Origin of the sequence: Nocardia sp. NPDC004604, assembly GCF_040609795.1 — a bacterium.
Classification (GTDB): domain Bacteria; phylum Actinomycetota; class Actinomycetes; order Mycobacteriales; family Mycobacteriaceae; genus Nocardia.
On the sequence record NZ_JBEXLC010000216.1, the window covers coordinates 1 to 10,866 of the forward strand.

Annotated in this window: 11 protein-coding genes; 3 read left to right on the forward strand and 8 right to left on the reverse strand. The window is 66.1% G+C overall.

The features are described 5' to 3' along the window. The 4 genes from ABZW16_RS40740 to ABZW16_RS40755 all read right to left on the reverse strand — a co-directional run. On the reverse strand, window positions 1-558 hold a 558-nt coding region (locus tag ABZW16_RS40740), incomplete at its 3' end, for a response regulator transcription factor (RefSeq protein WP_354961501.1). Continuing rightward, window positions 546-1,781, reverse strand: a complete 1,236-nt coding sequence (locus tag ABZW16_RS40745) for a sensor domain-containing protein (RefSeq protein WP_354961502.1) — start codon at window positions 1,779-1,781, stop codon at window positions 546-548. The genes ABZW16_RS40745 and ABZW16_RS40740, both read right to left, overlap by 13 nt. Before the next feature lie 235 nt (window positions 1,782-2,016). Then, window positions 2,017-2,940, reverse strand: coding sequence for an NADP-dependent oxidoreductase (locus ABZW16_RS40750; RefSeq protein WP_354961503.1), 924 nt, complete (start codon window positions 2,938-2,940; stop codon window positions 2,017-2,019). A 73-nt stretch (window positions 2,941-3,013) separates the two neighbouring features. Next, window positions 3,014-3,739 (reverse strand): SDR family oxidoreductase, encoded by a 726-nt coding sequence (locus ABZW16_RS40755; RefSeq protein WP_354961504.1) that lies wholly within the window; start codon window positions 3,737-3,739, stop codon window positions 3,014-3,016. Between the two features lie 48 nt (window positions 3,740-3,787). Between ABZW16_RS40755 and ABZW16_RS40760 the strand changes: the two genes are divergently transcribed. Further along, a complete protein-coding gene (locus tag ABZW16_RS40760; protein ID WP_354961505.1) occupies window positions 3,788-4,684 on the forward strand; it encodes a LysR family transcriptional regulator in 897 nt (298 codons plus the stop codon). 440 nt (window positions 4,685-5,124) lie between these two features. Here ABZW16_RS40760 and ABZW16_RS40765 read toward each other — a convergent pair whose 3' ends face one another. Next, entirely contained in the window at window positions 5,125-6,102 is a 978-nt protein-coding gene (locus ABZW16_RS40765; protein ID WP_354961506.1) for a helix-turn-helix domain-containing protein, read from the reverse strand. 114 nt (window positions 6,103-6,216) lie between these two features. On the opposite strand from ABZW16_RS40765, the gene ABZW16_RS40770 reads away from it, so the two are divergent. Together ABZW16_RS40770 and ABZW16_RS40775 are read left to right on the forward strand one after the other, a co-directional pair. Continuing rightward, the gene (locus ABZW16_RS40770; RefSeq protein ID WP_354961507.1) at window positions 6,217-6,513 is read left to right on the forward strand and encodes an antibiotic biosynthesis monooxygenase; all 297 of its coding nucleotides are present in this window, start codon (window positions 6,217-6,219) and stop codon (window positions 6,511-6,513) included. Window positions 6,514-6,739: 226 nt separating this feature from the next. Next, on the forward strand, window positions 6,740-6,982 hold the full coding sequence (locus ABZW16_RS40775) for a DUF4326 domain-containing protein (protein ID WP_354961511.1): 243 nt from the start codon (window positions 6,740-6,742) through the stop codon (window positions 6,980-6,982). 245 nt (window positions 6,983-7,227) lie between these two features. Here the strand turns inward: ABZW16_RS40775 and ABZW16_RS40780 are convergent, their stop codons facing one another. The 3 genes from ABZW16_RS40780 to ABZW16_RS40790 all read right to left on the reverse strand — a co-directional run bounded on the left by ABZW16_RS40780 (window position 7,228) and on the right by ABZW16_RS40790 (window position 10,423). After that, entirely contained in the window at window positions 7,228-9,009 is a 1,782-nt protein-coding gene (locus ABZW16_RS40780; protein WP_354961508.1) for an MDR family MFS transporter, read from the reverse strand. Next, window positions 9,006-9,512, reverse strand: a complete 507-nt coding sequence (locus ABZW16_RS40785) for a MarR family transcriptional regulator (protein WP_354961509.1) — start codon at window positions 9,510-9,512, stop codon at window positions 9,006-9,008. Before ABZW16_RS40785 ends, ABZW16_RS40780 begins: the two co-directional genes overlap by 4 nt. 89 nt (window positions 9,513-9,601) lie before the next feature. Further along, window positions 9,602-10,423, reverse strand: coding sequence for a crotonase/enoyl-CoA hydratase family protein (locus ABZW16_RS40790; RefSeq protein ID WP_354961510.1), 822 nt, complete (start codon window positions 10,421-10,423; stop codon window positions 9,602-9,604). Between the last annotated feature and the right edge of the window lie 443 nt (window positions 10,424-10,866).

Genomic DNA, 10,866 nt, shown 5'->3' on the forward strand with positions numbered 1-10,866 from the left:
GTGCAACAAAACGTAATCGTTCCACAATCTGTTCCGTACTAATCGCTTTAAAATCAAAACGTTGTGCACGTGAAATAATCGTAGGTGGTATTTTACCCGCGCGGTCAATGCGGCCAACGGATCATCCGCCTTGCGCCGCACCAACAATTGCGAGATAACCTCGGGATCCATGGCGGTACCGCCGTCGGCGACGCGGCGCAGCGAATCGAGGAATCGGTCGACCTTGCCGACCCGTTCCTTGAGCAGATAGCCGACACCACCGGCACCGTCGCCGAGTAGTTCGGTGGCGTAGGAGTCCTCCACATACGACGACAACACGAGCACTGGCAGGCCGGGATGCAGCTCGCGGGCGCGCACCGCGGCTCGCAGGCCGTCATCGGTGAAGGTCGGCGGCAATCGAATGTCGACGACCACCGCATCCGGGCGGTCGGCGGTCACCGCGGCGAGGAAATCGTCGGCATTGTCGAAGGCCGCGGCTACCTCGATACCCGCGGTATTCAGCAACAACACCAACCCCTCCCGGAGGAGGGCGTCATCCTCGGCGATCATGACCCGCACGGCAGCTCCACTCGCAACACAGTAGGGCCACCGACCGGACTGGTGAGCGTCATCTGCCCGTCCAGCGCCTCGGCGCGGCGGCGGATGCCAGCCAGCCCGCCGCCGTACGCCTCCCGCGCACCGCCGACACCGTCATCGGTGATCACGATCGCCAACACCTCGGCGGCACTGCCGAGCACAATCGAAATGGACTGGGCTCCAGAGTGTTTGGTGGCATTCGTCAAAGCTTCGGCGATGACGAAATAGGCCGCGGCCTCGACCGCCGCCGGGAGCCTGCCCACCCGGCTCGAATCCAGCACCACCGGAATGGGACTGCGCGCGGCGAGCGCCGACAGTGCGCTGGCCAGCCCGCGATCCGACAGCACCGGCGGATAGACACTGCGCACCACATCACGCAGCTCCGCGAGCGCGGCGGTCGCGGTGTCCTGCGCCTTGCGGGCCATGCGCTGCGCCGCTTCCGGATCCTGTTCGCGCAGCTGATCGGCCAATCCGAGCTGCATGATCACCGCGGCGATCCTGGCCTGCGCGCCATCGTGCAGATCACGCTCGATCCGCCGCAGTTCCGCGCCGTGCGCATCCAGTGCGGCCGCCCTGGTCGCGGTGAGCGCGGCCACCCGATCGGCCAGCAGGACATCCTCCGAGGGCGACAGCAGCAGGCGCGCGGCCATGGCCTGCCAGTCCGCGATCATCGGCAGTTGCAAGGCCAGCGCGGCGACCGGCACCGCGATCACCATGCTCAGCACCGCCTTCGGCCACGAGTCGACGGTGAGACCGAAGTTGGCGATCGTGCCCGCGGGCAGCAATTGCCAGTACATCGGAATCAACAGCTGATTGACCACACTGATCGGCAACGCGACCGCCAGAATCGCGACATAGATCCCGGTCACCGCATGCAGCAGCAGCCACCCGATATCGCGGCGATTGGCCGGATCGGCAAGTGCCGTCCCGAGGCGCTGCCGCAGATCGCCCTCCATCGGCCGATATACCGCCTCGATCGGCGCACCGAGTTGCCACGCCGCCCTGCGCCGTTCGGCTCCGATCAGGGGCCGGATCACCCGAATCGCCTCGGGGATCGCCGGAATCCCCACCCCGATCAGACTCAGCGCCGCCACGAAGAGCAGACCGATCAGCGCGAACATGGCCAATACCGAGGTCGCGCCGCCGACCGCCAGATACCCGACCGCGGACGGCAGCCGCCGCAGCCTGGACCTGACATATCGCATGGTCAGCACTTCCCCAATATCGTCACGAAGTGACGGTAGTCCACGCCACCCACCGGGACCTCGCCGGTCGCGACTCCGGTAGATGGCTCGAGGGGTCCAGTGAGGTGAAAAGTCGCGCTTAGCGAGTGATGGTGGGCGGCAGGTGGTTTCATGTGCGGCTGTGCGTGATGAGGGTGTGGTGGATCCTGCGGTTGAGCATTGCCTTTTGGAGCGGGCTGCATTGTGTTGGTACAGGTTAGGGCTCGAGCACGATTTTGCCGTGGGTGTGTCGGCGTTCGAGTTCGGTGTAGGCCCGGCGGACCTGTGTCAACGGGTAGACGTTCGCGATAGGAACTTCGAGGTGTCCCTCGGCGATCAGGGCGGCCAATTCGGCGAGTACTTCGGCGCCCGGCCTGGCGTTGGTTCCGGGTTCGGTCTTGACTCCGTACTTCGCGGCCGCTGCGAAATCGGCGATGGTGTCGATCCGCTCGACCGCGACGCCAAGGGCAAGAGCCAGTTCGACGTACCCGCCGCCGTGGGTGTCGATGAAGGCATCGATGTCGCCCGGTGCGGCGGCCTTGATCCGGTCGATGGCGCGGTCACCGTATGCGACCGGGATCACGCCGTGGCTTTGCAGCCACTCGTGGTTGTGCTGGCTCGCCAGGCCGATGACCGTAGCTCCGGCACGGCGAGCGAGCTGAACGGCGAGCGAGCCGACTCCTCCAGCTGCTGCGGAGACGACAACGGTCTCCCCCTTGTCGAGTTGCACAGAATGGACTGCCCCCCAGGCTGTCACCCCGGCGACGTACAGGCCGCCGGCCACCTCCCAAGGGACGCCGTTCGGTTTGGGTGTGAGGTTGTCGACGTCGACCAGGACCAACTCGGCCTGGGCGGCCCGCTTCTCGGAGAACCCGATCACCTCGTCGCCGACCGAGAATCGGTCGACGCCGACGCCGACCTCGGCGACAACCCCGGCGAGATCGCTGCCTTGCCCGGACGGAAACGTCGAGGGAAAGATGCCGGCCATCGCGCCGGTTCGAATGGCCGCCTCACCGGGGTTGATGCCTGCCGCCTTTACCCGAACCAGGACCTGCCCGTCGTCAGGCACGGGGCGGTCGACATCATCGACCCGCAGGACCTCGATTCCGCCGAACTCGTCGTATCTGACTGCCTTTGCCATGGTCTTGCTTCTCCTCCGATGTGTGACGCGCGCCTGACCTCGGGAACGGGAATGGTGGGCACCGGTGTGCCCGTCACCAGGGCACCGTTCCGGCGTCGTCGAAGAATCCGCCGGTCGGTCCGTCGTCGGGCAGGGTCGCGAGGCGAATCGCGATGGCCGCACCCTGTTGCGGTGTACGGACGCCGCGAAAGCCGTTGAGGTCGGTGGCGGTGAAACCGGGACAGCCGGAGTTGATCAGGATGTTGGTATCACCCAGTTCCTTGACGTATTGGATGGTGAGGGCGTTGAGGAAGGTCTTCGAGGCCAAGTAGGCGGCGGGAACCGGGCCCATGTCGATGCCGGGTGTGGTTTGCAGGGCGAGCGAGCCGACGCTGCTGGACATGTTGACGATCCGCGGTGAGGCCGAGGCGCGCAGCATCGGCAGCATCGCGTTGGTGACCCGGATGACCCCGATCACGTTGGTTTCCACGACAGCTCGCACGGTCGCGGGATCGAGCGTGGTCGGTGTCTGCGGCATACCGCCGGTGATCGCGGCATTGTTGACCAGGACATCGAGCCCTCCGGCATGGTCGGCGATCAATTCGGCCGCCGCGGCCACACTTACGTCGTCGGTCACGTCGAGCGGCACACCGAACGCATCGGTCCCGGCCGCGCGCAGTTTCTCCACCGCGGTGTCGCGGCGTTGCCGATCGCGCGCGCCCACACCGATTCGCCAGCCGAGCGCGCCCAGGCCGGCGGCGATCTCGTATCCGATTCCTTTGTTCGCGCCGGTCACCAGCGCAATCGTCTGTTCACTCACACCGCCGATCCTGCTGCGGCTCCGGGTGCAGCGTCCAAGACCGATCAGGTGGGCGGCGATACCGCACGGGTATTGGTCGTGGTCATCGCCGGATACCATGACCTGGTGGAGACGCGGGAGATGCGATACTTCGTTGCCGTCGCCGAGGAGTTGCACTTCGGGCGGGCGGCACAACGGCTCGCGATCGCGCAACCACCACTATCGCGAGCCATCCAGCAGCTCGAACGGCGGCTCGGAGTCGTCCTGCTGCACCGCACCGCTCGCGCCATCGCCTTAACCGAGGCCGGGGCGGTGCTGCTGCGGGAGGCCCGGACCGCGCTCGACGCGGTCGAAGCCGCCGAGCGGCGAACCCGACGTGCCGCGGCCGACCAACCCGGTGTGGTGCTGGCCACCAAGGCCGGAGCGTCCAGCGAACTGCTGTCGAAGCTGCTGCACGCCTACGCCGCCGAACCGGGCGCCGTGGCAGTCGAGGTGATGCTGTGCGGGCCAGGCCAGCCGGAAAGTCTGCTGCGCAACGGGCGTGCCGACGTTGCTCTGCTCCACCGGCCTTACGACACGACAGCCGGATTCGACACCGAGGACCTGCACACCGAACAGCAGGTCGTGGTCCTGCCCGCGGGTCATCCCCTCGCCAACCGGCCCCACATGTCGATAGCCGAGGTTTCCGCCCTGACGAACCTGCCCCTGCCGCGCTGGCCTGGACGGGATGGCAGCTATCCGGACGGCCCCGGCCCGCAGGTGCGCGACCATACCCAACTATTCCAACTGATCGCGCTCGGACTGGCCTGCGCGGTCGTGCCCGAGTCGCTGCGAACCCAGCTACGCGACGATCATGCCGTCGTGCCCGTGCCAGACGCACCGGCCGTCACGACCGTCATCGCTTGGCCACCACACAGCAGATCCAAAGCCGTTGCCGGCCTCGTCCACACCGCGACACGCCTCTAACCGACACCACTGTTCGCTGACCGTATCGAGCATCACCAATCTTTCGGGATACATCCGGATTCGGGATACATCCGGAAATGCCGCAACCCGCGCGGTTCGAAGCCGGCTGACGCGTGCCTACGGAAGACCAACGGGCCGAGCGTCTTACAGCCGTGGCCTAGAACTCAGCCGCCCGGTCGCAGACATTTCGGACACGCGGCTCGTGCGGCTGTCATGAGCGCGACGTCCGCGCCCGGCACCTACCGGCACCGGCGCGGACACATCCGACGGATTCACGCCGAACCAGCGGCACCTGCATTTTCGGTCCCACACCGTCGGTAGAAGCCACGGCATCCACCGTTTCCTCGGACGGATTCAAGGTTTCGCCGCCCGCGGTCGACAACGCGGTGTCTCGACAGAATCGGGTCCGGCACCGTTCGCCGCCGCGGGTTCTGGGCGGGTCAGACGCCCCGAAGGGCCAGCGTGGTCTTGCCGGTGCGTTCGCGAAGCAGCACGCGCAGCGTGTTCGGGTGCTCGTAGCCGACTCTCCGGGCGATGGCTTCCAGCGGCAGCTCGGTGGTGCGCAGCAAGTGGGAAGCCTGCTGGATCCTGAGGTCCTGGACGAAGCGGATCGGCGAGGTTCCCATGGTGCGCCGGATGGAGCGTTGCAGCGTGCGGTTGCTGACGCCGATGGCTTTCGCGGCATCGGGGATGCTGATGGGCTCGGACAGCCGTTCGCGGACCCAGCGTTCGAAGTCCGCGACCGTGGGATCGTTCTGTGCCAGGGCGCTGGGAATGGTGTAGGTGGACTGGGACGGGCGTTCGTCGACCACCAGGTAGCGGGCCACCAGGTCGGCCAGTGCGGGGCTGCTCGCCCGGACGATCGCCAGGGCGAGGTCGACGTGTCCGAAGGCTGCACCTGCAGTCGTGACGCCGCCCGAGGCGATGACCATCCGGCTCTGATCGAGCTGGACCGCCGGGTATCTCCCGCGGAAAATCGGCGCCAGCCACCAGGTCGTCGTCGCGCGCAGGCCGTCCAGGACTCCCGCCTCGGCCAACAAGAAGGTGCCGGTGCAGGCCGAGGCGATGGCGGCGCCGCGTTCACGGGTTCGTGCGATCAGGTTCCGAACCGGAAGCGACTGGTCACCGCCGACATGGTCGAGCAGCGCCGCGGGGCGACGTTCCGCCAGAGCGGGGACGAGCAACAGATCTGCCGCATCGGCGTGCGCAAGGGGCTCGGCCGTGACCAGGTGTCCGGCTCCGGTGCGTACCTGGGGCTGGGGGCCGACCGTGGTCACGTGCCAAGACGGCGGTTCGACGATCTCCTCGCCCATCACGTCGGCCTCCTCGCCCATCGCATTGGCGCTGTCCAGTACGTCGAGGATCGCCGCGAGGCCGGAGTCGAACACCCCCTCGTAGACGAGAACCGCCACCTTCATGGCGTAAATGATATCAAAAGTGTCGTTTCTGCCACTGATGCCGTAGCTGATCAGCGACGTAGGTTAGCTATAAGCCGCAGATCCGGCGGCTTTCCCAGACAAGGAGTGACCACGATGAAGATCGGTCTGCTGGCCCGTATCGAGGCCAAACCGGAGTACGCCGACAAGGTAGCGGAGATGCTGCGAGATGCGGTGACGCTCGCCGAGCGGGAGCAGCACACGGTGACCTGGTTCTCGTTCCGCCTGGACGCCACCACCTTCGGAGTATTCGACACGTTCAACGATGAGCAGGGGCGTCAGGAGCATCTGAAAGGCGAGATCGCCGCCGCACTCATGGGCGCTGCGGAAACCATGCTCAGCTCGGCTCCGGTCATCACACCCGTGGACCTGCTCGGCGTCAAGATCTCCTGACGGGACTCGGCGGACCACATCCGAGTGAGAGACGGACAACCATGACAGTGACCACTTGCGCGATCCTCTCACCCGCGAGCGCGGGCCAGGACCAAACCGCCTGCTGAGCCGTTCGGCCGAGAAGACCACCGAAAGAAGGCAGACCATGAGCCGTACGACGGTCGTGAACCTCAAAGGCCATCGAGACGACCCCGACTACGCGGACGTCGTCTACGTGGGCCGGGCAATGACCAGAGGTGGCTGGCATCTGGCGGAATCCCCGATGGCCAGCCCTTTCCGCCCCGGGCCTGACGGCACGCGTGCAGAAGTCCTGGCCAAGTACCGCGCCCACTTACTCGGCCGACCGGATCTCCTGGCACTCCTCCCAGCTCTTCGTGGCCGCCGCCTCGGATGCTGGTGCCTCCCCCAGCCGTGCCACGCCGAGGTGATCGCTGAACTTGCCGACTCCGAAGGGGTTTCCGATCTCTAGGCGGGCCGGACGCGAGGAACCGAACGGCGTCCGGACCGGGACTTCGGAACCCACTGTGTCGACGTTGTCGATCACCGCTCGGGCACCGGCTCGCAGCCAGCGGTCGGCCTCGTCCAGGTCACGAACCCGACTCTGACCGCAACTCATTCGATGGGCCCGGCAAACGCTGCGACCTGGAACCGTGAAACGGGTTGCGCCCGGCCCCGACGACTGCCGGGACCGGGCGCGATTCACTCCGGACAGGTTCAGGCGGAACCGCCGGACCTCGGTCCGACACCGTTGGTCGAACTCACCGCATCCTCGGATAGCAGTGCCTCGCCAGCGACGGTCGACAATTCGGTGCGCTCGACCACATCCGGTCCGGCACCATTGGCCGCATCACCCTTGGCCGCCTCGATACCGCCGACCATCCGCAGCGGCACTTCCTTCCAGAACAGCACCAGGATGAGCGCGAGCAGCGCGATACCGGTCACCGAAAGGAATACCGTCGACATCGATTCGGAGAATCCGACCTTGAACGGCCGCGCCAGCTCCGGATTCAGCTGCTGCACGATCGAGCTGTCCTTCAGCACCCCACCGGCCGCCGAAGTGTCATGCGCGAGTAGACCTTTCGCGAGCGCGGCATCGGCGGGATTGCTGCTCTGCGCACCCTCGGCCACCGCGTGCTGGAACGCCGGATCGGTGGCCGCGGACTGCATCTCGGTGGAGATATTCGGCGTCAGCTGCGCGAACAGAATCGACAGGAATACCGCGACACCCAGGGTGCCGCCGATCTGCCGGAAGAAGGTCGCCGCGGCGGTGGAGACGCCCATATCCTTGGGCGGCAACGCATTCTGCAGCGCCACGGTGAGCGGCTGCATCAGATTGCCGAGCCCGAATCCGGTGCAGACCATGAAGATCATGGCGACCCACAGCGGGCTGTCGGCATTCAGGAAATGCAACAGGAACAGGCCCAGCGTCAGCATGGTCGCACCGATGACCGGGAAGATCCGGTAGCGCCCGGTCCGCGAGATCAACTGGCCGGAAACAATCGAGCCGGTCATCATGCCGACCACCATCGGCAGCATCTGCAGACCCGCCATCGTCGGGCTGGCCCCGCGCACCACCTGCAGGTACTGCGGCAGCAGCGAAATACCGCCGAACATGGCGGCGCCGACGACGAAGGAAATCAGCACACCGAGTGCGAACGTCCCATTGGCGAACATCCGCAGCGGAATCAGCGCCTTATCCTGCATCGTCTTCTCGACCAGCACGAACCCGATGACGCCGAGCACACCGATCACATAGCAGAGAATGGATTGTCCACTGCCCCAACCCCATTCGCGGCCCTGTTCGGCGACGATGAGCAGCGGCACCATGCCGATGGCGAGCACCAGCACACCCCACCAGTCGACCCGGTCGGTGGAGTGCGGCCGCTTCGGCAGCTTGAGCACCCTGGAGACAACGCCGAGCGCGATCAGGCCGACCGGCACATTCACCAGGAAGACCCAGCGCCAGCCGCTGACCCCGAGGATGGTGTCCTGTCCGGCGAGCACACCGCCGAGCACCGGGCCGATCACGCTCGAGGTGCCGAATACCGCCAGGAAGTAGCCCTGGTACTTGGCGCGTTCACGCGGGCTGAGGATATCGCCGAGGATGGTCAGCGCCAGCGACATCAAACCACCCGCACCCAGGCCCTGGAACGCGCGGAACGCCGCCAGCTGGTACATCGACTGCGCCATTGTGCACAGCAGCGAACCGATCACGAAGATCGAGATGGCCGCCATGAAGAACGGCTTGCGGCCGAACATATCGGACAACTTGCCGTACAGCGGCGTCGCGAGCGTCGCGGTGATCAGATAGGCGGTGGTCGCCCACGCCTGCATCGAATAGCCGCTGAGATCGTCGGCAATGGTGCGGATCGAGGTGGAGACGATCGTCTGGTCCAATGCCGCGAGCAGCATGCCGAGCATCAGACCACTGAGAATGGTCAGGATCTGCCGGTGGGTGAAACCCGTGGACTCCTCCACGGTGGCCGGTGCTGTCACGAGTCGTTCTCCATCTCGAATCTGTACAGGTTTTGGTCGTTGCGGATGGCCGCGAGCATGGCGGGCTTGGCCAGCTCGTAGTCGTCGACGAACTGTCGCAGCAGCCCGGCGAAGGCGACCCGGTCCCGCGGCGTCCAAGCCGCCATTACCCGCGTCAGGTTTTCGTGCCTGCGCCTGCGGATCCGCTCGGCGACCTCGCGACCGAGTTCGGTCACGACCAGCACGGTGGCGCGACCGTCATTGCGATCGGCCTGCCGCTCGACCAGTTGGCGCTCGACCAGGTGGGCGACGTGCCGACTGATCGTCGACGCATCCGAATGCACCGCGTCGGCGAGTGCGCCCGAGCGCATCGGCCCGTCACAGAGCAGCCGGAACAAGATCGCGAATGCCGCGGGATCCACGCCGTCCCTGGTCCGCAGCTGCGCTGCGGTCCGATCGCGGATCCGCTGCAGGCGGGTGAGCTGAATTGCGATCGTGTCGACCGACCGCTCGTCCTCATCCACTGGACTCACCTTTACTTGCGTCAATCAATTAGTTGCGTGATACAAGTATGTAGACGACCTGGCGGCTAGGGCAAGCAATTAAACGGCCTTTACCGACCCTTGAACTCCGGGGCGCGCTTCTCGAAGACCGACTGGATGGCCTCGGTCAGGTCCTCGGACGGCAGGAATGCGGAGTTCCATGCGGACACATAGCGCAGCCCGGCCGCCACCTGATCCTTGGTGCGCTGCTCGAGCACATCCTTCGCGCCCTGCACCACCAGCGGCGGGTTCGCGGCGATCTCGCGCGCTGTGGCGTGCGCCGCGTCCAGCACCGCGTCCTGATCGGCGAATACGTCATTGACCAGGCCGATCTTCTCGGCGCGCGCCGCGTCGATGTCCTTGCCGGTGTAGGCGAGTTCGCGCAGGTGCCCCTCGCTGATGATCCCGGGCAGCCGGTGCAGCGACCCGATATCGGCGACGATCGCGACCTTCGCCTCGCGCAGGCTGAACTTCGCGTCCGCGCTCGCATAGCGGATATCGGCGGCGGCGATCAGATCCAGCCCACCACCGATGCACCAGCCGGACACCGCGACGATGACCGGCTTGCGGCAATCGGCCACCGCGGTCACCGCGGCCTGCATCCGGCGCACCTCGTAGAGGAAGTCGGTGCGCGGCGCGGCCAGTGCCCTATCCGCCAGCAGCGGACCGAACATCCCGGCCATCGCGGGCAGGTCGAGTCCATAGGAGAAGTGTTTCCCGGAACCGGTGAGCACAATGGCACGCACCTCGGGATCGACGTCCAGGCCGCGGAAGATCTCCGGCAGCTCCCGCCAGAAGTCCGGACCCATCGCATTGCCCTTGCCGGGACCGGTCAGTGTGACCTGCGCGACATGGTCTTTGGTTGCAACGGTAAACGCCTGCCAATCAGTCATTTGTACAGCGTATCGAGACGGTCATCTGCGGCCTCTCGCAACCACCACGGAGTGAGTCTTACGAGCGACCGTTCGCGGCCCGTCTCGCGTCCGAGTCGCCGAAGTACCTGTGCCGCGGCCATGAACCTCGGCCACTGGTACCGGATTGCCCGCACCTCGCAGTCCGGTTTGCGATCAGTTCGCAGCCCGGCCGCTTCGGTAACTACCACGGAGCGAGTCTTACGAGCGACGTTCGCGGCACGTCTCGCGTCCGAGCCGTCAAAGCACATACACCGCAGGCACTAGCCTCGACCACCGGGCGGCGCACCTCCGACACCGAACTACCCGCCCCAGGCGACCCACCACGGAGCGAGTCTTACGAGCGACCGTTCGCGGCCCGTCTCGCGTCCGAGTCGTCGAAGCGCATGCGACGCAGTCGCGAGTCTCGACGGCTCGGACGCGAG

Excerpts from the sequence above, each read along its gene's own strand:
- ABZW16_RS40745 (WP_354961502.1), bottom strand. The coding sequence starts at position 1,781 with ATGCGATATGTCAGGTCCAGGCTGCGGCGGCTGCCGTCCGCGGTCGGG.
- ABZW16_RS40765 (WP_354961506.1), bottom strand. The coding sequence starts at position 6,102 with ATGAAGGTGGCGGTTCTCGTCTACGAGGGGGTGTTCGACTCCGGCCTC.
- ABZW16_RS40750 (WP_354961503.1), bottom strand. The coding sequence starts at position 2,940 with ATGGCAAAGGCAGTCAGATACGACGAGTTCGGCGGAATCGAGGTCCTG.
- ABZW16_RS40790 (WP_354961510.1), bottom strand. The coding sequence starts at position 10,423 with ATGACTGATTGGCAGGCGTTTACCGTTGCAACCAAAGACCATGTCGCG.
- ABZW16_RS40775 (WP_354961511.1), top strand. The coding sequence starts at position 6,740 with ATGACCAGAGGTGGCTGGCATCTGGCGGAATCCCCGATGGCCAGCCCT.
- ABZW16_RS40770 (WP_354961507.1), top strand. The coding sequence starts at position 6,217 with ATGAAGATCGGTCTGCTGGCCCGTATCGAGGCCAAACCGGAGTACGCC.